We start from the raw sequence: 19,907 nt of genomic DNA, 5'->3' as shown, positions 1-19,907 counted from the left end.
TACCGCTCCCGGCTCAGCGACCGAGCAGCGGCGGGCGCTCGGCATCGTACAGCGCCTTCACCAGGTCGGCGGTGAGCGCCGTGTCCCAGACCCGGATCTTGTCGAAGGTGCCCTGCGCGTAGTTCCCGGGCCCGCCCGAGAGCTCGACCGCCCCCACGGTGAAGTCACCCGGGGTGGGGTTGAGGCCCTCGGTGAAGACGTAGGGGTTCTTGGCGTAGGTGTTCTTCTTGTTGTCGGTGAACCGCGGATACTCGACGGCCGTGCCGTCGAGGTACGAGATCGCGGCGGCACCGTCGTAGGTCCCGACGTGGAGCTGCCAGCTGTACCTCGAGAACGTGTTGCCCGACGCGGAGTAGTCGCGGGAGTACGGGTAGCCGGGCGTCGGTCCGCCCGAGCGCGAGACGTGGAAGTTGGCCCGCTCGTCACCGCCGTAGGTGCCGAGGTCGTAGAACAGACCGTAGGAGCGGCTCGGGTTCGCGGCGTTCTCCTTCCACGAGCCCGCGACGAACCCCGTGTTGCTGTCGGTCATGTACACCCAGCTCGCGACGGTCACGGCGTTGCCGGTGGCGCCGATGGTCAGGCGGCCGGTGGACTCGGCCGGGATCCGCAGGTAGCTCGTCCCCGTCATGCGGATGCCGGTGCCCCAGGGGGTCGAGGTCCTCACGGCCTGGGTGCGTCCCGCCTGTACCAGCGGGAGGTCGTTCGCCGTCGAGTAGAAGGGGGCGGAGAGCTGGGAGAAGTCCCACTGGGCCAGGGGCGCGGGCACCCCGGGGGCGGGGGAGGGAGTCGGGCTCGCGGTGGGCGTGGGCGTCGCGGTCGGGGTCGGAGTCGGGGTCTGCGTCGGAGAGGCGGTCGGGGTCGGGCTCCTGGTCGGCGTCGGCGTCGCGGAGGAGGTCGGCGTCGCCGTCGGTGTCGGTGTCGCGGAGGACGTCGGCGCAGCGGTGGGTGTCGGCGTCGGTGTCGCGGAGGCGGTCGGCGTCGCTGTGGGCGTCGCGGAGGCGGTCGGCGTCGCTGTCGGTGTCCGTGTCGGCGTAGGGGTGACGGTGGGCGACGGCGGTACAGCGACCACGGTCAGGGAGATCGTCCGGCTGCTCCCGATGTTGCCCGCCGCGTCGCGGGCCTTCGCGAGGACCGTGTGGGTCCCGACCGTCAGAGTCGAGGGCGAGGTGACGAGCACCCACTCACCGGCGCTGGTCTGGGCGGCGTTCCCCAGCCGGGTCGAGCCCGACCAGAAGGAGACGTTCGTCACGCCCACGTCGTCCGCCGCGGTGGCGGTCAACGTGGTCGTGCCGCCGACCGTCGCTCCGCTCGAGGGCGACGTGATCGCCGCGGTCGGCTTGACGGTGTCGGGCCGGGGCGAGCCGGTGGGCGCCGCGGTCGGCGTCGGAGCAGCGGTCGGCGAGGGCGTCGCGGTCGGCGTCGGCGACGCGGTCGGCGTCGGTCGGGGTGTCGGCGACGACGCGGTGGGCGACGGAGTCGGCGCGACCGTGGGTGTCGCGCCGGTCGTGGGTGTCGCTGATGGCACGGGCGTCGCGGTCGGGCTGGGTGCGGGCGTCGCGGAGGACGTCGGCCCCTGAGTCGGCGACGGGCTGGTCGTCGGTGTCGGCGAGGGAGTCGCGGCGTTCGCGACCGAGAAGCGGACGGTGGCGCTGTCCTTGATGTTGCCGGCGGCGTCGCGAGCCTTCGCCAGGAGGAGATGACTGCCGTCGGTCAGCGAGCGGGTGTCCAGGAGGAGCGTCCAGCCGTCGGGCTGGGCGGTCGCGTAGCCGAGTCGGCGCGAGCCCTCCCAGAACGAGACGACGGTGACCGCGACGTCGTCCGTCGCTCTCGCCTCTAGAGAGGTCGTCCCTCCGACGCTCGAGCCCGCTGTCGGCGCCGTGATGGTGACGGCGGGCTTCACGGTGTCGGGGGCGGCGACCGCCGTGCTCCCCGGCCCGGAGAGGGCGATCGGCACGACGAGGAGGGCGGCCAGCACTCCGATCAGCGTCGCGCGCCTGCCGGATCGATGCACTACGCCCCCTGTCGCCTCGACAGGAAGTCCTGACGCGAAATCAGCCTAGGAGAGGCGGCCTCGACGCCGCGCGCCCGGCGGGGGGACACAGGGTCACCGGGATGGAGCGCATTCTCAGACTCCGCCGTTCTCGCCGACGGAGACGGCGTCCGCGGAACGCACGGGGGCCGCCGACGACGGCTCCGCCGGCGAGAACGGGCCCCGGGCGGGGCCGTCCGGTCGCCCTATCCTGGGGTCGTGCCGCCCGCTGCTGTGATCCGTGTCGCCATCGCCGAGGACTCCGTGCTCCTGCGCGAGGGTCTCGTCCGACTCTTCGAGGACGCCGGCTTCGCCTCGGTCGGCGCGTACGGCGATGCCGTCGGACTCCTCGCAGCCCTCGCGGCCGCGCCGTCCTCGGTCGACGTCGCCGTCCTCGACGTGCGCATGCCGCCGACCTTCCGCGACGAGGGAGTGCGCGCCGCCCTCGAGATCCGGCGCCGACACCCGCGCGTCGCCGTGCTCCTCCTGAGCCAGTACGTCGAGGTCACCTACGCCCACGAGCTGCTCGGATCGGGCGAGGGCGGGATGGGCTACCTGCTCAAGGACCGGGTCGCCTCGGTCGACGAGCTGCGCGACGCGGTCGAGCGCGTGTCCGCCGGCGGGACCGTTCTCGACCCGCAGGTGGTCGCGTCACTGCTGCAGAGCAACCGCGATCCGCTCGCCGGTCTCACCCCGCGCGAGCGCGAGGTGCTCGAGGCGATGGCCGAGGGACGGACCAACGCCGGGATCGCCTCCGCCCTGTTCATCGGGGTCGGGGCCGTCGAGAAGAACGTGACGTCGATCTTCCAGAAGCTGGGCCTGGAGGACTCGGGCTCCGACCACCGGCGGGTGCTGGCCGTGCTCGCCTGGCTGCGGAACGGCCGCTGACGCCCTAGGGGCTGATGAACACGGGACCGCCGTCGCAGATCGTGCGATCAGGCCGAGCGGAGCACACGGGATCGTGCTCGACAGACCCTAGCCGAGCGCCGTGCGCTCCGTGTCGTAGAGCGCCTTGACCTGCGCGGGGGTGAGCGCCCTGTCCCAGACGCGGACCTTCGCGAACGTCCCCTGCGCGTAGTTCCCCGGCCCTGACGTGAGCTCGACCGCTCCGACCGTGAAGTCGCCGGCCTTCGGGTTCAGGCCCTCGGTGAAGAGGTAGGGGTTCTTGGCGTAGGTGCTGCCCTGGTTGTCGACGAAGCGCGGATACGCGACGGCGCTCCCGTCGAGGTACGAGGTCGCGTAGGTGCCGTCGTAGGTGCCGACGTGCAGCTGCCAGGTGTTGCGGGTGAAGAGGTTGCCCGACGCGGAGTAGTCGCGCGAGAAGGGGTAGCCCGGCGTCGCGCCTCCGGTGCGCGAGACGTGGAAGACGGAGCGCTCATCGCCTCCGTAGAGACCGAGGTCGTAGAAGAGGCCGTACGAGCGGGTGGGGTTGCCCGTGTGCTCGGTCCACGACCCGGCGACGTAGCCGGTGCTGGCGTCCGTCATGTAGACCCAGCTCGCGACGGTCACGGCGTTGCCGCTGGCTCCGACGGTCAGCCGGCCGGTCGATTCGGCCGGGATGCGCAGGTAGCTCGATCCCGTCATCAGGATGCCCGAGCCCCAGGGGGTGCCGACGCTCGTCGCCTTGGTCCGGCCGGCCTGGAGGAGCGGGAGGTCGTTCGCGGTCGAGTAGTACGGCGCCGCTGGCTGGGTGAAGTCCCACTGGGCCAGCGGTGCGGGCACGGCGGGGTTCGAGGGCGCGGGAGTGGCGGTCGGGCCGGGCGTGGCGGTCGGACTCGCCGTGGGCGTCCGCGTGGGGGTGGGCGTGGCTGTCGGGGCGGGCGTGGCCGTCGGGGTGGGCGTTGCGGGGGGGCCCGGGGTCGCCGTCACTACGAGGGTGATCGAAGCGCTGCTCCCGATGTTGCCGACGGCGTCGCGCGCCTTCGCGATGATCGTGTGCGTCTTGACGGGGAGGATCGTGGCCGAGGTCACCAGGACCCACTCGCCCGCGCTGTTCTGCGTGGCATTGCCGACCCTCAGCGACCCCGACCAGAACGACACGGCGGTCACGGCGACATCGTCCGTCGCCGTCGCGACCAGGGTGGTGCTGCCCGAGACGCTCGTGCCGCTCGCGGGCGACACGATCCTCGCGGTGGGCTTCGTGGTGTCGGGGCGGGGCGACCCGGTGCTTGTCGGAGCGGGGGTGGCGGTCGCGGTGGGCTTCGGAGTCGCGGTGGGAGTCGGAGTCGCGGTCGGGGTCGCGGTCGGCTTCGGGGTCGCCGTGGCGGTCGGAGTCGGAGTCGGAGTGGGAGTCGTGCCGGTGTTCGCGACCGAGAAGCGCACGGCGACGCTGTCGCGGAGGTTCCCCGCCGCGTCGCGCGCCTTCGCCACGACGACGTGCGAGCCCTCGGCGAGCGTGCGCGTGTCGAGAGGGAGCGACCAGGCCGACCCCTGCGCCGTGGCGTAGCCCAGTCGGCGCGACCCCTCCCAGAACGAGACCGCGGTGACGCCGACGTTGTCGGTCGCGGTGGCCTTGAGGGTCGTCGACCCGCCGAGGGTCGCCCCCGCGGTCGGAGCCGTGATCGAGACGGCCGGCTTCACCGTGTCAGCGGCGGCCACAGCGCTGCTGCCCGCCGAGAGCGCGAGCGGCACGACCAGGACCGCGGCGAGCAGTCCCACGGTCATCGCGCGCAGAGTCGGTCGTTGCATGTCGTTCCCCCCGGTGGAGTCGAGAGGCAGTCCCCCTGAACCGGGGACAGATCGCGACGTTCGTAGGATAGGACCCGCCGTCCTGTCGGCGCGAGCCCGAGGCGGTGACACGCCCGGAATCAGCCCCAGGAACAGGCGCGGCTCCATCGCTGTCGATTCCTCGTCACTGTCGATACTGGGAACTCCTCGGAAGGACCGTACCCATGACCTCGTCTCACGATCAGCCCCGACTACTCGATCTCGGCGCGGGCCGCTCGCCGATGCTGGCGGCCTCCGCGTGGGTCGCTCCGGGCGCGGTGCTCGTCGGCTCGGTCGAGCTGGGGGAGGAGTCGAGCGTCTGGTACGGCGCCGTCCTCCGCGCCGAGAGCGCCCGCATCCGTCTGGGCCGAGGCAGCAATCTGCAGGACGGTGTGGTGGTCCACGTCGATGCGGGGTTCGACACCACGATCGGTGCGGGCGTCTCCGTTGGGCACAACGCAGTGCTCCACGGCTGCATGCTCGAGGACGAGGTGCTCGTCGGCATGAACTCCACGGTGCTCAATGGGGCCGTCATCGGCACCGGTTCGCTCGTCGCCGCCGGGGCCGTCGTCCTCGAGGGCACGCGGGTCCCTCCGGGCTCGCTGGTGGCAGGTGTCCCGGCGAAGGTGCGACGCGAGCTGACGGAGGAGGAGCGCGCGGGGATCCGGCGCAATGCGGCCTCGTACATCGCCCTCGTCGATCTGCACCGCGGAGCGATGGCCGTTGACTGACTGATTCGGCGATCGGAGGTCCGGGCACTTGCCCGGGTGTGCGGACGCCGACAGACTCGGGCCGATCCGTCCCTTCGGATCCGGCGCCCCATCGCCGGTCTCCTCCGACCGCCGGCCGCCGTGCACCGCGCCACCTCCTTCGAGAGCAGTGACATGCCCGCCCCCGCCCACCGGCGACCGATCCGATCGCTCGTCGTGTTCGTAGCACTGCTGCTCCTCGGCAGCGCCGTCGCCGTGCCGGTCTCCGCCGCCGAGCGGCCCGCGATCTCCGTAGTCTCGTTCGGCGACTCCGTCACGCGCGGCACCGCGAGCTGCACCTCGAGGGCCGACTGCCCCGTCAACTCGTGGGCGACCGGATCCGCGCCGCTCGTCCGGTCGATCGCGACCAGGCTGCAGGAGGTGAATCCCGGCAGCGTCGTGACCGCGGAGAACTACGCCAAGAGCGGGAGCAGGATCAGCGCCGTGTCGGCGATGGTGACCGCAGCCGCAGGCGCGCGGCTCGAACCGGACTACGTCACGCTGCTGATCGGCGGCAACGACCTCTGCCACGGCGACCTCAAGGCGGCGGCCGACGGCTACACGATGACCACGACCGCCGCGTTCTCGGCGTCGGCCTCGAGCCTCCTGCGGCAGATCGGCACCACCTGGCCCGAGGCGACGATCCTTCTCGGCTCGTTGCCGGACGTCGCCTCGGAGTGGGCGGGCCTGCGGGGCGGACCCGCCGAGACCGCATGGCCGAAGAGCAAGCTGTGCCGGACGACCCGGGGCGTGACGTCCGAGAACGTGGCCTTGACCGGAGACGCCTACGCCGCCTCCTTGCTCGCGGCGGCCACCCGCACGAAGGACTTCAACTCCGCGCTCGCCGCGGCCTGCTCCGCGGTGGGCCCGCGCTGCGTCTGGGACGGTGGCGCCTTCACCGCGACACCGCTGACGCCCGACATCGTCTCGACGGTGGACTGGTTCCACCCGAACCCGCGCGGCCAGGCGCTGATCGCCGGCGTGCTCTGGGGGCCGGCGCCGGTGCCGGCGTGGGCCGTGCCCGAGGGGACGCAGGGCCCGACGCCCGTGCCGACCTCGAGCGGTCCGACGGCCGTGCCGACCGCTGTGCCGACTGCTGTGCCGACGGAGACCTCGACGGTCGCCCCGACCGCGGATCCGACCCCGACGCCGACGGCGACGTCCGCGCCCGCACCGACCGCGGCGCCGTCGGTCACGCCGACTCCGACACCGTCCGTCCCTGCGACGTCGTCATCGACTCCGTCTCCTGCTGCGACTCCGACCCCGTCGATCACGGCGACCCCCGCGCCCACCGTCTCGCCGACTCCTGTGGCCACGCCGTCGCCGACCGCCGCGCCGACCCCGTCGCCGACCGCCGCGCCGACCCCGTCGCCGACCACGGCTCCTGCGCCCACCGCCACGCCGTCGCCGACTGCGACTGCGACACCCACAGCGACCGCGGCGCCCACCCCGACGCGCACGCCCACGCCGACCGCGACCCCCTCCCGAGCGCCCTCGACCACGCCGACGCCCGTTCGCGACAGCACGGCACCCGTCGCGCGGATCACCAGCCCTGCCGCGGGGAGCACCGTGGTCGGCACCGTGACCCTCGTCGCGGTCTCCGACCCGGACACCGCCTCGCTCGTCTTCTGGACGGGCGGTGTCCGCATCGGGACGGCGAAGCAGGCGACCGACGGCACGTGGAGGCTGACCGTCTCGACCGCCGGATTCGCGAAGGGCCCGCACCCGGTGGTCGCCAAGCCGGTCGACCGGACCGGCAACGCCTCGACCAGCGCGCCGGTGACGCTGACGGTCCGCTGACCGCCGGCGCCGCCTCCGGCTCGCGGAACACGGTTCGGCTCGTGAGAAGCCGTTCGGCTCGCGGGAATCGACCGATTCGACGAGCCGAACGCGATTCCACGAGCCCGGGGTCGATCCGCGCCCGGAAACGGAGAGACCCCCGGCGAACCGGGGGTCTCTCTCCTGGGAGGGGCTGACGAGAATCGAACTCGCATCATCTGTTTGGAAGACAGAGGCTTTACCACTAAGCTACAGCCCCGAATTCGGCGGGCGATCGAGATCGCCGGCTGATCCGGTGGCGCCGGGCGGAGGTTCCCGCGTCGGCTCCCCCGAAACTGTAGTGCATCGCCGGAGCGGTCTCCACCGCGCCGAGCGCGGGACGGGTCCCCGGCGGCCGAGCCGCCGTGCAGTACACTTGCGAAGGCCATTTCGGCGTGTCGCGCGAGCGGACGGGCGGGAAGGGCTCGACGAGAGTCCTCATCGCGTGGACCACGGCCGGTACGGTCCGCTGGCCCGGGCACTCCGGGGCGTAGCTCAGCTTGGCTAGAGCGCCCGCTTTGGGAGCGGGAGGTCGCAGGTTCGAATCCTGTCGCCCCGACCACGAGAACTCATCGTGACGACCTCGACCCGTGACGACCCGTCATACGGCGCCGACACCAACCAGCACAGGAGATCCCCTCACGTGAAGACCACGGTAGAAAAGCTCAGCCCGACCCGCGTGAAGCTCGCGATTTCGGTCAGCCCGGACGAGCTCGGCCCGAGCATCAAGCACGCCTACGGACACATCGCCGAGCAGATCAACGTCCCCGGCTTCCGCAAGGGCAAGGTCCCGCCGGCCATCGTCGACCAGCGCGTCGGCAAGGCCGCCGTCCTCGAGCACGCGGTGAACGAGGGCCTCGACGGCTTCTACCGCGAGGCCGTCCGCGAGAGCGAGGTGCGCCCCCTGGGCCGCCCGCAGGCCGACATCGTGACCTGGCCCAGCGACAAGGACTTCACCGGCGACCTCGAGCTCGCCATCGAGGTCGATGTGCGGCCCGAGATCACCGTCCCCGACTACGACGGCATCGAGCTGACCGTGGACGCCGCCGAGGTCACCGACGCCGACGTCGACACCGAGCTCGACAACCTCCGCAGCCGCTTCGGCACGCTCGTCACGGTCGACCGGCCGGCGACCACGGGCGACTTCGCCCAGATCGACCTCATCGCGACGATCGACGGCGTCGAGGTCGACACCGCCAACGCGATCTCGTACGAGCTCGGCTCGGGCGAGCTCATCGAGGGCATCGACGAGGCGCTCGACTCGCTCACCGCGGGTGAGAGCACCACGTTCACCGCTCCGCTGCTCGGTGGCGACCACGCCGGCGAGCAGGCCGAGATCGCCGTCACGCTGACCGCGGTCAAGGAGCGCGAGCTCCCCGAGGCCGACGACGACTTCGCTCAGATCGCGAGCGAGTTCGACACCATCGCCGAGCTGCGCGAGTCGCTCAAGGAGCAGGCGTCGCAGCAGAAGGTCTTCGGCCAGGGCGGCCAGGCCCGCGAGAAGCTCGTCGAGGCGCTCCTCGCGCTCGTCGAGGTCCCCGTGCCGGCGTCGCTCGTCGAGGACGAGGTGCACCGCCACCTCGAGGGCGAGAACCGCCTCGAGGACGACGAGCACCGCGCCGAGGTCACCGAGGCCAGCGAGAAGACCTTCAAGACGCAGATCCTCCTCGACCACGTCGTCGAGCAGGAGAAGGTCCAGGTCAGCCAGGACGAGCTCACGCAGTACCTGATCCAGGGTGCGGCGCAGTACGGCATGGAGCCGAACGAGTTCATCAAGATCCTGTCCGAGAACAACCAGATCGGCCAGATGGTCGGCGAGGTCGCCCGCAACAAGGCGCTCGCGATCGTCCTCGGCAAGGCGAAGGTCACCGACACCGAGGGCAACCCGGTCGACCTGACCAGCTTCACGGCCGTCCCCGGGGACGACGACGCGGCCGACGACGCCGACGAGTCGATCGAGGCGGGCACCGACGAGGTCGCCGAGACCGAGGCCGTCGCCGAGCCCGCCGCGGAGGAGGAGCCCGCTCCCGCTCCCAAGCGCAAGCGCGCACCGGCCAAGAAGAAGCCCGCCGCCGACGAGGCCGCCGCCGACGAGACCCCGGCCGCCGAGTAGCCGACGCGTCACCCCCTCCGAGAGCCGCTCCCGATCCGTCGGGGGCGGCTCTCGTCGTTCGCACAGGGGCGGGAATCCGCCCCGGGCGAACACCGGGGGCTCAGGCTCCGCCCCGGGCGAACACGGCCGGATCGGCCGGGGAGCGTCCGATAGATTCGCCTCCGAAGCGACAACTGAAACGGAGCTACACATGGCCGACATGGTTATGCCCAACAGTGTTTTCGACCGCCTGCTCAAGGACCGGATCATCTGGCTCGGTTCTGAGGTGCGCGACGAGAACGCGAACGAGATCGCGGCGAAGCTCCTGCTCCTCGCGGCAGAGGACGCCGAGAAGGACATCTTCCTCTACATCAACTCGCCCGGTGGCTCGATCACGGCGGGCATGGCGATCTACGACACCATGCAGTTCGTCCCGAACGACATCGTGACGGTCGGCATCGGCATGGCGGCGTCCATGGGTCAGCTCCTGCTCACCGCGGGGACCCAGGGCAAGCGCTACATCACGCCGAACGCCCGCGTCCTGCTCCACCAGCCGCACGGCGGCTTCGGCGGAACGGCGTCCGACATCCAGACCCAGGCGCAGCTCATCCTCGACATGAAGAAGCGCCTCGCCGAGATCACCGCCAAGGCGACCGGCAAGACCGTCGAGCAGGTCAACGAGGACGGCGACCGCGACCGCTGGTTCAGCGCCGAGGAGGCCCTGGCCTACGGATTCGTGGACCACATCCGCGCCTCCGCGACCGACGTCGCCGGCGGCGGCGGCACCGCCATCGACGACTGACGCACCAGACGAGCCGAGAGATCAGGAACAGACAATGACCATCCCCACCTTCGGCGGCACGGCGTTCGGCTCAGGTGCCGCGCCGAGCTCGCGCTACATCCTCCCCACGTTCGAGGAGCGCACGGCCTACGGCTACAAGCGCCAGGACCCCTACGCCAAGCTCTTCGAGGACCGCATCATCTTCCTGGGCGTCCAGGTCGACGACGCGTCGGCCGACGACATCATGGCGCAGCTGCTCGTCCTCGAGAGCCAGGACCCCGACCGCGACATCGTCATGTACATCAACTCGCCCGGTGGATCCTTCACCGCGATGACGGCGATCTACGACACGATGCAGTACATCCGTCCGCACATCCAGACGGTCGTGCTCGGTCAGGCCGCCTCGGCTGCCGCCGTGCTCACTGCGGCCGGCACGCCGGGCAAGCGCCTCGCCCTGCCGAACGCGCGCATCCTCATCCACCAGCCCGCCGTGCAGCAGGGCGGAGGCCAGGCCTCGGACATCGAGATCCAGGCCGCCGAGATCATGCGCATGCGCGAGTGGCTGGAGGAGACTCTGTCGCACCACTCGAACCGCACCCCGGCGCAGGTCAAGAAGGACATCGACCGCGACAAGATCCTCGGCGCGGACGACGCGCTCGAGTACGGTCTGATCGATCAGATCCTGACCAGCCGCAAGAGCCTCCCCGCTCTCACGGCGTAGTCGGGAGCCGAAGGGCCGGGAGGCGGAGCGATCCGCCGCCCGGCCCTTCGGCATGTCAGGAGTGCCGCGGAGCGCTCTCCGTACCCGATCGCCGTAGCAAACCGACACCGTCCGCGGCAATGGGCGCTGAAAGCGGCCCGCCTGCCGGGCCCGCGCGAGGGAGCGGCTAGGCTCGAACCAGAGATCGGCGGTCCCCGCAGACCGCGCGGGATCCGTGCCCCAGGGCGCACGACACGACCGACGAACCGACGCTCGCCGTCAAGACGCACGACAAGGAAGTGGGGCTCCCCGTGGCACGTATCGGAGAAAGCGCCGATCTGCTGAAGTGCTCGTTCTGCGGAAAGAGCCAGAAGCAGGTCCAGCAGCTCATCGCGGGCCCCGGCGTCTACATCTGCGACGAGTGCGTCGAGCTGTGCAACGAGATCATCGAGGAGCGCCTCTCGGAGTCGAGTGAGGAGACGAGTCACGAGTTCGACCTCCCGAAGCCGAAGGAGATCTTCGGCTTCCTCGAGGAGTACGTCATCGGCCAGGAGGCGGCGAAGAAGGCCCTCGCCGTCGCCGTCTACAACCACTACAAGCGCGTGCGGGCCCGCAACACGATCACCGCCGCCGATGCGATCCACGACGAGGTCGAGATCGCGAAGAGCAACATCCTGCTGATCGGCCCGACCGGCTGCGGCAAGACCTACCTCGCTCAGACGCTCGCGAAGCGGCTCAACGTGCCCTTCGCCGTCGCGGACGCGACCGCCCTCACCGAGGCGGGCTACGTCGGCGAGGACGTCGAGAACATCCTCCTGAAGCTCATCCAGGCCGCCGACTACGACGTCAAGCGCGCCGAGACCGGCATCATCTACATCGACGAGGTCGACAAGATCGCCCGCAAGGCCGAGAACCCCTCGATCACCCGAGACGTCTCGGGCGAGGGCGTGCAGCAGGCGCTGCTCAAGATCCTCGAGGGCACCGTCGCCTCGGTCCCGCCGCAGGGGGGTCGCAAGCACCCGCACCAGGAGTTCATCCAGATCGACACGACGAACGTGCTGTTCATCGTGGCGGGGGCGTTCGCCGGACTCGAGGACATCATCTCGTCGCGGGCGGGCAAGCGCGGCATCGGCTTCGGCGCCCCGCTGCACAACAAGGACGACGAGATCAACATCTTCAGCGAGGTCCTGCCCGAGGATCTGCACAAGTTCGGTCTGATCCCCGAGTTCATCGGGCGCCTCCCGGTCGTGACGACCGTCACGCAGCTCGACCAGCACGCGCTGATGCAGATCCTGACCGAGCCGCGCAACGCGCTCGTGAAGCAGTACCAGCGGATGTTCGAGATCGACGGGGTCGAGCTCGAGTTCGACCGCGGCGCGCTCGAGGCCATCGCCGACCTGGCCGTGCTGCGGCAGACCGGCGCCCGAGGGCTCCGCGCGATCCTCGAGGAGGTCCTCGGGCCGATCATGTTCGAGGTGCCGTCGTCGGACGAGGTCGCGCGAGTCGTCGTGACCCGCGCCGCGGTGCTCGACAACGCCGCCCCGACGATCGTCCCGCACGCCCCCCGTCGCCAGGAGAAGAGCGCCTGAGTCCGCTCGGCGCGTCCAGTTCGCGCCGATTGGCACGCTCCGGCGGCCGACTGCCGCCGACGGCGCTCCCTACTCTGGCGGAGCGCCTCGGATGGGCGCCCGTCGGTCGTTGATCGCGCGGAGACCGCGACCGGAGGCACACCATCGTCCAGCCGCTCCTCGCCGGGATCGTCGCCGCGCTCACCGGCTTCTCGAGCTCGTTCGCGATCGTCCTGGCCGGCGTCGTCGCGGTCGGGGCGACCGGCCGTCAGGCCGCATCGGGTCTGCTCGCGGTCTGCATCCTCCAGGGCGTCCTCTGCATCGCGCTGAGCGTCCGCTACCGGATCCCGGTCACCTTCGCCTGGAGCACCCCGGGCGCCGCCCTGCTCGCGGCCACGGCGACGCTGCCCGGGGGATTCGACCGGGCCGTCGGTGCCTTCCTGGTCGCCTCCGCTCTGCTCGTGGTGACGGGCCTGTGGCCGGCGCTCGGCAGGCTGGTCGGCCGGATCCCGCGCCCGATCGCGAACGCGATGCTCGCGGGGATCCTCTTCCCGCTGGTGCTGGCGCCGGTGCGCGCTGCGGTGGAGATCCCGCTGCTCGCTCTGCCGGTGATCCTGCTGTGGCTGATCCTGCTGCGCCTCCTGCCGCGCTGGGCGGTGCCCGCATCGATCGCCCTCGCTATCGTGCTGCTGCTCGTGACCGACGGAGGAGCGCTCGCCGGTGCTCCGCTGCTGCCGAGCCTCGAGTTCGTCACTCCCGTCTTCGAGATCGGCGCAGTCGTGGGCATCGGGCTGCCGCTCTACGTCGTCACCATGGCGGGGCAGAACATCCCCGGCATCGCCGTCCTCTCCAGCTTCGGCTACGAGGCCCCCTCGCGACCCGCGATCGTCTCGTCGGGAGCGCTGTCGGGAGTCGCCGCGGTGTTCGGCGGAGTGCCGATCAACCTCGCCGCGCTGAGCGCCGCGCTGACCGCGGGGCCGGAGGCGTCTCCGCTGCCCGAGAAGCGCTGGATCGCCTCCGTCAGCGCCGGTGCCTCTTATCTCGTGCTCGGTGCCGTCGCAGGAGCCGCCAGCGCGCTGGTCTCCTCCGCCAGCCCCCTCCTCATCGAGGCCGTCGCCGGCCTCGCGCTGCTCGGAGTCTTCGTCTCGGCGGTGCAGGGGGCGGTCGAGGACGCGAGCCTGCGCCTGCCGGCCGCGGCGACACTCCTCGTCACGGCGTCCGGAACGGCGATCGCCGGTATCGGCTCGGCCTTCTGGGGGCTGGTCGTCGGGCTCGTCGTGCTCGCCTGGCTCCGACCCCGCCGCGCGGCCTGAACGGTTCGGACCGCGCCGGTCGATCGGACCGGAGGGCGCCGCCCGATCAGACCAGGCCGCGGCGGCGCAGGAGCGGCTCGGTGCGCGCGTCGCGACCGCGGAACTCGCGGTAGGCGACGAGCGGATCGCGGGAGCCCCCGATGCCGAGGATCATCCGGCGGAACCGCTCGCCGGCAGCTCGGTCCAGTCCGCCGTTCTCGGTGAACCACTCGACCGTGTCGGCGTCGAGGATCTCGCTCCAGATGTAGGAGTAGTAGCCCGCCGAGTAGCCGCCCGAGAAGACGTGGGCGAAGTAGCTGCTGCGGTAGCGCGGGGGAACCGCGGGCAGGAGCAGACCCGCGTCGCCGAGCACCGTCGCCTCGAAGGCGGCGACGTCGCGCTCGGCCACCGGCGCCTCGAGCTCGTGCCAGGCGAGATCGAGCAGAGCGGAGGCGAGGTACTCGGCGGTCGCGAAGCCCTCGCCCCAGAGCGCTGCGGCCTCGAGCCGGGTGACGGTCTCGGCCGGCAGGGCCTCGCCGGTCTCGACGTGCCGGGCGTAGCGGGGCAGCAGCGTCGGCCAGCGCACCCACATCTCGTTGACCTGGCTGGGGAACTCGACGAAGTCGCGGAACACGCTCGTCCCGCCGAAGCGCGGGTAGCGCGTGGTCGCGAAGAGTCCGTGCAGAGCGTGACCGAACTCGTGGAAGAGCGTCTCGACCTCGTCGAGGCTGAGCAGCGCGGGGCGACCGGGCCCCGGGTCGCTGATGTTGAGGTTGTTGACGACCACGGCGGAGTCGCCCAGCAGCGTCGTTCGCGTCGACAGCGAGTTCATCCAGGCGCCGCCCCGCTTCGAGTCGCGGGTGAACGGGTCGAAGAGGAACAGCCCGAGCGGGGTCCCGCCCTCCTCGAGCACCTCGAACACGCGGACGTGCGCGCTGTAGCCGACGAGATCGCTCCGCTCCTCGAACCGGATGCCGTACAGGCCCTCGGCCGCGGCGAACACGCCCTCGCGGAGCACGCGCTCGAGCTCGAAGTAGAGGCGCAGCGCACTGGAGTCGACGGCGTAGCTCGCGGCCCGCACGCGCTCTTCGTAGTACGCGCGGTCCCAGGCCTCGAGGGCGAAGCGCGGGGCACCGGCGGCGTCCTGCTCGGCGTCGGCGAGCTCCTGCATCCGCTCGAGCTCGGCGCGGACGTTGCGCGCCGCGGGGACGGCGAGCTCCTCGAGCAGGGCGCGGACGCGCTCGGGAGAGCCGGCGGTCTGGCCCGAGATCACGAAGTGGGCGTGCGAGGAGAAGCCGAGCAGCTGCGCGCGCTCCGCGCGGAGGGCGGCGATCCGCTGCAGAGCCTCGCGGTTGTCGTGCTCGCCTCCCTCGCCCGCACGACCGACGGAGGCGCGGAGGATCCGCTCGCGGACCGCGCGGTCGCGGAGGCGGGCGAGCCAGGGGTGACCGGAGTACAGCGGCAGGGTGACCAGGTGCCCCTCGAGCCCGCGCTCGGCGGCGGCGCGGGCGGCCGCGGCGATCTCGGAGGCGTCGAGGCCGTCGAGCTCGGCGGCGGAGTCGAGCAGCACCGCCCGCTCGTTCGTCTCGGCCAGCAGGTTCTTCTCGAAGCGGGTGGTCAGGGCCGAGAGCTGCTCGTTGAGGATGCTCAGCCGCGCCTTGTCCTCCTCGTCGAGCAGAGCGCCGGCGCGCTCGAAGCGGGTCAGCACGCGCTCGAGCAGGTAGGCGGTCTCGGGGTCGAGGTCGAGTTCCGGCGCCCGGTCGGCCAGGAGTCGGAGGCGCGCCACGAGTCGAGGGTCGAAGGTGATCGCGTCGTCGTGCGCCGAGAGCAGCGGCGCCAGCTCCTCCTCGAGGGCGTCGGTGAGCTCGGTGCGGTCGGACGCGCTGACGGTGAAGAAGACCGCGCTCACCCGGCGGAGCGCGCGTCCGGAGCGCTCGAGAGCGACGAGCGTGTTCTCGACGGTGGGCTCGTCCGGCGAGCCGGCGACGGCCTCGATCTCGGCGCGGTGCCGGCGCAGCGCCTCCTCGAACGCCTCCCGGTAGGCGCCGGCGTCGACCGCCGCGAAATCCGGCAGCCCGTGCGGCAGGATGCTCGGCTCCAGCAGGACGGCGACGTTCTCGGGGGCGCTCATCCTGCGAGCCTACGGGCGCCGACCCCATGCTGGTCGAGTAGCCCCGCAGGGGCGTACCGAGACCCGCCGGCGTCAACAGGGGGCTTCTGCCCTGTTCTTCTGACGAACGTGGATCTCGATACGCCCGCTGCGCGGGCTACTCGATCAGCAAGGCTGCCAGCAGCCCTCAGCCCCAGTCGTCGTCGTCGTCCTCGCCCTCGACGCGGCCCTGCGGCTGCGTGATGTACGCCGCGTCCTCGTCGGGCTTGTAGGTGATCGTCGTCCCGTCGTCGAGCTCGAGCACCGGCTTGCCCTCGAGCCAGGTCAGCTGCCAGCGCCAGTCGGAGGCGTCGGTGCCGGAGGAGCCCAGCTCCTCCTCGACATCCTGAATCGCGGTCACCACGATCTCGGGCAGGGTCTGGGGCGGCTGCGCGCCGACGGGCCAGCGGGTTCCGAGCTGCATGGGGGATTTCCTCTCGTCAGGACGATGGCGCGAGAGGCCGCCCGGAGGCGGCCCCACGCGAACGACTACTCGGTCTCGAGCTCGATCTCGACCGCCAGTGTCGCACCCTCGACGACCTCGAGCTCGGCGATCCGGCCGACCGCGGCGAGGTCGGCGGCGGCGAGCCGCAGGGGCGCCACCAGCTCGGCGGGCGCGGTCACGACGGCCCTGCGCGCAGGCGTCTTCTGCGAGGCCTTCGCATCGGTCTTGGCGCGGCGCACGGCGGTGAGCACCGAGCTGGCCGCCGACAGCACGACGGGGTCGCCGCCGAGCCCGCCCGCCTCGGGCCACGCCTGGACGTGCACCGACCCGTCGTGCGACCACGACCAGGTCTCCTCGGTCGCGAACGGGATGAACGGGGCGAAGAGCCGCTGCAGCACGTCGAGCGCGAGGTGCAGCGCGGCCGCCGCCGAGGCGCCGTCCTCGCCGTAGGCGCGCTCCTTGACCAGCTCGAGGTAGTCGTCGCAGAAGGTCCAGAAGAACGCCTCGGTCGTCTCGAGCGCGCGGGCGTGGTCGTAGTTCTCGAGCGCGGTCGTCGCCTCCGTCACGACCCGGTCGAGGGTCGCGAGCATGCTGAGGTCGAGCGGATCCGTGATCTCGGCGCCCTCGGCCGGCACCGCGAACCCGTGGATGAACTTGGCCGCGTTGAGCACCTTGATCGCCAGGCGCCGCCCGATCTTGATCTGCGTCGGGTTCTGCGGATCGAACGCCGCATCGGTGCCGAGGCGCGACGAGGCCGCCCAGTAGCGCACCGCGTCCGAGCCGTGCTGCTCGAGCATGCCCGCCGGGGTGACGACGTTGCCCTTCGACTTCGACATCTTCTTGCGGTCGGGATCGACGATGAAGCCCGAGACGGTGGCGTTGCTCCACGGGGCCCGCCCGTCCTCGAGCTGCGAGCGCAGGAGAGTCGAGAAGAGCCAGGTGCGGATGATGTCCTGGCCCTGGGGGCGCAGATCGTAGGGCGCGACGAGCTGCCAGAGCTCGTCGTCGCGCTCCCACCCGCCGGCCAGCTGCGGCGTGAGCGACGACGTCGCCCAGGTGTCCATCACGTCGAGCTCGCCCTGGAAGCCGCCGGGGACGCCGCGCTGGTCCTCGGAGTAGCCGGGCGCCGCATCGGAGGAGGGATCGACGGGCAGCGTCGACTCCTCCGGCACGATCGGGGCGTCGAACACCGGGTTGCCGTCGCCGTCGAGCGGGTACCAGACCGGGATGGGCACGCCGAAGAAGCGCTGGCGGGAGATCAGCCAGTCGCCCGAGAGGCCGTTGACCCAGTTCTCGTAGCGGACCCGCATGAACTCGGGCACGAAGCGCACGTCGCGGCCGAGCTCGAGCAGGCGCGCCTTGAGGTCGGCGTCGCGAGCGCCGTTGCTGATGTACCACTGCCGGGTCGACACGATCTCGAGCGGCTTGTCGCCCTTCTCGAAGAACTTGACCTGGTGCGTGATCGGGCGGGGATCGCCGACCATCTCGCCCGACTCCTGGAGCAGCGCGACCACGGCCTGCTTGGCCGAGAAGACGGTCTTGCCCGCGAGCTGCTCGTACGCGGCACGGCCCGCCTCGCTCGTGATGACCGCCGGCGCCTCCGAGACGATGCGGCCGTCGAAGCCGAGGATCGCCCGGTTGGGCAGGTCGAGCTCGCGCCACCAGACGACGTCGGTCACGTCGCCGAAGGTGCAGATCATCGCGATGCCCGATCCCTTGTCCTTCTGCGCGAGGTGGTGCGCGAGCACGGGCACCTCGACGTCGAAGAGCGGGGTGCGCACGGTGGTGCCGAACAGCGCCTGGTAGCGCTCGTCGTCCGGGTGCGCCACGAGGGCGACGCAGGCGGGGAGGAGCTCGGGCCGCGTGGTCTCGATGAAGACGTCCTCGGCGCCGTGGAAGGCGATGCGGTGGTAAGCGCCGGGCTGGTCCTTGTCCTCGAGCTCGGCCTGGGCGACCGCGGTCCGGAAGGTGATGTCCCAGAGAGTCGGAGCCTGCGCCTGGTAGGCCTCGCCGCGGGCGAGGTTGCGCAGGAAGGCGCGCTGCGAGGCGGCCTGCGACTCCTCGCCGATGGTGCGGTAGCTCTGCGTCCAGTCGACCGAGAGGCCGAGGGTGCGCCAGAGGTCCTCGAACTGCTTCTCGTCCTCGACGGTCAGCCGCTCGCACAGCTCGATGAAGTTGCGGCGCGAGATCGGCTTCTGATCGGCCGCCTTGCTGCTCTTGTTGTCGCCGCCCTCGAACGGAGGCGTGAAGCCGGCCTCGTAGGGCAGGGTCGGGTCGCAGCGCACCCCGTAGTAGTTCTGCACCCGGCGCTCGGTCGGCAGTCCGTTGTCGTCCCAGCCCATCGGGTAGAAGACGCTCCGGCCGCGCATGCGCTGGAACCGGGCGACGACGTCGGTGTGCGTGTACGAGAAGACGTGGCCGATGTGCAGCGAGCCCGAGGCGGTGGGCGGCGGGGTGTCGATCGAGTAGACGTCGTCGCGGGTGAGCCCGGTGCGGTCGAACCGGTAGGTCCCGTCGGTCTGCCAGACGAGGCCCCACTTGCTCTCGAGCCCCTCGAGGGCGGGCTTGGCGGGGAGGTGCTCGGCGGAAGTCATGGTTCTCCGGTTCGATATGGGCGGCACCGTGTCGGTGGTGATGATGCCTGGATGGGGGCGCTGGAGCAGGATCGCTCGACGGCCGCCCCGATTCTACCGGGGGAGCGCGGCGTCCACGACGGGGGAGAAGCCCGCGCAGACCGGGTCGAGCGCCTCGTCGAGGTAGGGCACCAGCTCGCCCCGTGTGGGCCCGGCGGCGGCCCAGGCCTGCACGGCGGCGACGGCGGCTCCGACGCTCGCGTAGGCGACGGCCCGGGTGACGTGCGAGGGCAGCGGATGCGCGGAGCGCCGCTCGACGAACGCGGCGACCACGGCGGCCTGCCGCACGAGCCGCGAGAGAGCGGACGCCTGGAGCTCGTGCACACTGCCGATGAGCTCGGACTGGGTGAGCGCCCAGGGCACCGTCGACGGCCCGAATCCCGAGCCGACCGCGAGCAGGGCGGAACGGAGCGCCTCCATGGCGGGCAGCTCGGGATCGGCCGCGGCGAGCGCCTCCGGCAGTTCGGCGAGACGGTCGTCGACGAGCACCCAGAAGACGTCGCTCTTGGACTCGAAGTAGTTGAAGAAGGTGTTGCGCGAGACTCCGGCACGCTGGGCGATCTGCTCGACCGTCGTGCCCGCGTAGCTCTGCTCGACGAAGAGGTCGAGGGCCGCGTCCTCGAGCATCGATCGCGACGACGCGCGGGGCCGTCCTCGTGCTGCTGTGCCCGCCATGACCGCTCCTGCCCCGCCTCCGCCGACGCGCTACGATATCGGGTGGACGACATCGACCCGGCCATCACCGGCGAGTCTCCGGAAGAACGGCGAGGGCCCCGGCCCGAGCCCGGTAGAACCGGACGGGTACGGCCCGTGACAGCCGATCGAGTGGGAACGACCAGCGTCAGCTGAGCGGACCAAGCGAGGTGGTACCGCGACCCGGCCCGGGCAGGAATATCCGGGCGGGCCGTCCTCGTGCAGACCAGCATCATTGCCAGGAGACCGCAC

General features: G+C 71.5%; 14 protein-coding genes and 2 tRNA genes. 9 read left to right on the top strand and 7 right to left on the bottom strand.

Features of this window, described 5'->3' with window-relative positions; all coding sequences use genetic code 11:
* Positions 1-13 precede the first annotated feature (13 nt).
* Positions 14-2,011: an Ig-like domain-containing protein gene (locus GRS96_RS12090; RefSeq protein ID WP_159988558.1), complete on the bottom strand. Its 1,998-nt coding sequence runs from the start codon at positions 2,009-2,011 to the stop codon at positions 14-16.
* Positions 2,012-2,248: 237 nt separating this feature from the next.
* On the opposite strand from GRS96_RS12090, the gene GRS96_RS12085 reads away from it, so the two are divergent.
* The gene (locus tag GRS96_RS12085; RefSeq protein WP_159853784.1) at positions 2,249-2,917 is read left to right on the top strand and encodes a response regulator transcription factor; all 669 of its coding nucleotides are present in this window, start codon (positions 2,249-2,251) and stop codon (positions 2,915-2,917) included.
* Between the two features lie 87 nt (positions 2,918-3,004).
* Here GRS96_RS12085 and GRS96_RS12080 read toward each other — a convergent pair whose 3' ends face one another.
* Positions 3,005-4,717, bottom strand: coding sequence for an Ig-like domain-containing protein (locus GRS96_RS12080; protein ID WP_159988557.1), 1,713 nt, complete (start codon positions 4,715-4,717; stop codon positions 3,005-3,007).
* Between the two features lie 203 nt (positions 4,718-4,920).
* Between GRS96_RS12080 and GRS96_RS12075 the strand changes: the two genes are divergently transcribed.
* Together GRS96_RS12075 and GRS96_RS12070 are read left to right on the top strand one after the other, a co-directional pair.
* The gene (locus tag GRS96_RS12075) at positions 4,921-5,466 is read left to right on the top strand and encodes a gamma carbonic anhydrase family protein (protein ID WP_159853780.1); all 546 of its coding nucleotides are present in this window, start codon (positions 4,921-4,923) and stop codon (positions 5,464-5,466) included.
* A 153-nt stretch (positions 5,467-5,619) separates the two neighbouring features.
* The gene (locus tag GRS96_RS12070; RefSeq protein WP_159988556.1) at positions 5,620-7,284 is read left to right on the top strand and encodes a GDSL-type esterase/lipase family protein; all 1,665 of its coding nucleotides are present in this window, start codon (positions 5,620-5,622) and stop codon (positions 7,282-7,284) included.
* Positions 7,285-7,451: 167 nt separating this feature from the next.
* On the opposite strand, the gene GRS96_RS12065 is transcribed toward GRS96_RS12070, so the two are convergent.
* A tRNA-Gly gene (locus GRS96_RS12065) sits at positions 7,452-7,522 on the bottom strand.
* A 264-nt stretch (positions 7,523-7,786) separates the two neighbouring features.
* Between GRS96_RS12065 and GRS96_RS12060 the strand changes: the two genes are divergently transcribed.
* The 6 genes from GRS96_RS12060 to GRS96_RS12035 all read left to right on the top strand — a co-directional run bounded on the left by GRS96_RS12060 (position 7,787) and on the right by GRS96_RS12035 (position 13,756).
* Positions 7,787-7,864 (top strand) — tRNA-Pro (locus tag GRS96_RS12060).
* A gap of 81 nt (positions 7,865-7,945) precedes the next feature.
* On the top strand, positions 7,946-9,415 hold the full coding sequence (tig, locus tag GRS96_RS12055) for a trigger factor (RefSeq protein WP_159988555.1): 1,470 nt from the start codon (positions 7,946-7,948) through the stop codon (positions 9,413-9,415).
* Between the two features lie 190 nt (positions 9,416-9,605).
* Complete coding sequence (locus tag GRS96_RS12050) at positions 9,606-10,196, top strand: ATP-dependent Clp protease proteolytic subunit (protein ID WP_085475767.1); 591 nt, start codon at positions 9,606-9,608, stop codon at positions 10,194-10,196.
* A 34-nt stretch (positions 10,197-10,230) separates the two neighbouring features.
* Positions 10,231-10,896, top strand: coding sequence for an ATP-dependent Clp protease proteolytic subunit (locus GRS96_RS12045; RefSeq protein ID WP_159853777.1), 666 nt, complete (start codon positions 10,231-10,233; stop codon positions 10,894-10,896).
* A gap of 290 nt (positions 10,897-11,186) precedes the next feature.
* Complete coding sequence (clpX, locus tag GRS96_RS12040) at positions 11,187-12,464, top strand: ATP-dependent Clp protease ATP-binding subunit ClpX (RefSeq protein ID WP_056044578.1); 1,278 nt, start codon at positions 11,187-11,189, stop codon at positions 12,462-12,464.
* Between the two features lie 143 nt (positions 12,465-12,607).
* The gene (locus GRS96_RS12035) at positions 12,608-13,756 is read left to right on the top strand and encodes a benzoate/H(+) symporter BenE family transporter (RefSeq protein ID WP_159854092.1); all 1,149 of its coding nucleotides are present in this window, start codon (positions 12,608-12,610) and stop codon (positions 13,754-13,756) included.
* 46 nt (positions 13,757-13,802) lie between these two features.
* Here GRS96_RS12035 and GRS96_RS12030 read toward each other — a convergent pair whose 3' ends face one another.
* From GRS96_RS12030 to GRS96_RS12015, 4 genes are all read right to left on the bottom strand, one after another.
* Positions 13,803-15,866, bottom strand: a complete 2,064-nt coding sequence (locus GRS96_RS12030; RefSeq protein WP_159988554.1) for a M3 family metallopeptidase — start codon at positions 15,864-15,866, stop codon at positions 13,803-13,805.
* 166 nt (positions 15,867-16,032) lie between these two features.
* On the bottom strand, positions 16,033-16,308 hold the full coding sequence (locus tag GRS96_RS12025) for a hypothetical protein (protein ID WP_159853775.1): 276 nt from the start codon (positions 16,306-16,308) through the stop codon (positions 16,033-16,035).
* Between the two features lie 65 nt (positions 16,309-16,373).
* A complete protein-coding gene (valS, locus tag GRS96_RS12020) occupies positions 16,374-18,923 on the bottom strand; it encodes a valine--tRNA ligase (protein ID WP_159853774.1) in 2,550 nt (849 codons plus the stop codon).
* Positions 18,924-19,016: 93 nt separating this feature from the next.
* Positions 19,017-19,637: a TetR/AcrR family transcriptional regulator gene (locus tag GRS96_RS12015; RefSeq protein ID WP_159853773.1), complete on the bottom strand. Its 621-nt coding sequence runs from the start codon at positions 19,635-19,637 to the stop codon at positions 19,017-19,019.
* Positions 19,638-19,907: the final 270 nt, after the last annotated feature.

The organism is Rathayibacter sp. VKM Ac-2803, assembly GCF_009807175.1.
Classification (GTDB): domain Bacteria; phylum Actinomycetota; class Actinomycetes; order Actinomycetales; family Microbacteriaceae; genus Rathayibacter.
This window is presented reverse-complemented; position numbering and strand designations above follow the sequence as displayed.

What these genes read in the sequence shown, in the direction of transcription:
- GRS96_RS12080 (WP_159988557.1), bottom strand. Translation starts at nt 4,717, where the DNA reads ATGCAACGACCGACTCTGCGCGCGATGACCGTGGGACTGCTCGCCGCG.
- GRS96_RS12015 (WP_159853773.1), bottom strand. Translation starts at nt 19,637, where the DNA reads ATGGCGGGCACAGCAGCACGAGGACGGCCCCGCGCGTCGTCGCGATCG.
- GRS96_RS12070 (WP_159988556.1), top strand. Translation starts at nt 5,620, where the DNA reads ATGCCCGCCCCCGCCCACCGGCGACCGATCCGATCGCTCGTCGTGTTC.
- GRS96_RS12075 (WP_159853780.1), top strand. Translation starts at nt 4,921, where the DNA reads ATGACCTCGTCTCACGATCAGCCCCGACTACTCGATCTCGGCGCGGGC.
- valS (WP_159853774.1), bottom strand. Translation starts at nt 18,923, where the DNA reads ATGACTTCCGCCGAGCACCTCCCCGCCAAGCCCGCCCTCGAGGGGCTC.
- GRS96_RS12045 (WP_159853777.1), top strand. Translation starts at nt 10,231, where the DNA reads ATGACCATCCCCACCTTCGGCGGCACGGCGTTCGGCTCAGGTGCCGCG.
- GRS96_RS12030 (WP_159988554.1), bottom strand. Translation starts at nt 15,866, where the DNA reads ATGAGCGCCCCCGAGAACGTCGCCGTCCTGCTGGAGCCGAGCATCCTG.
- GRS96_RS12025 (WP_159853775.1), bottom strand. Translation starts at nt 16,308, where the DNA reads ATGCAGCTCGGAACCCGCTGGCCCGTCGGCGCGCAGCCGCCCCAGACC.
- GRS96_RS12050 (WP_085475767.1), top strand. Translation starts at nt 9,606, where the DNA reads ATGGCCGACATGGTTATGCCCAACAGTGTTTTCGACCGCCTGCTCAAG.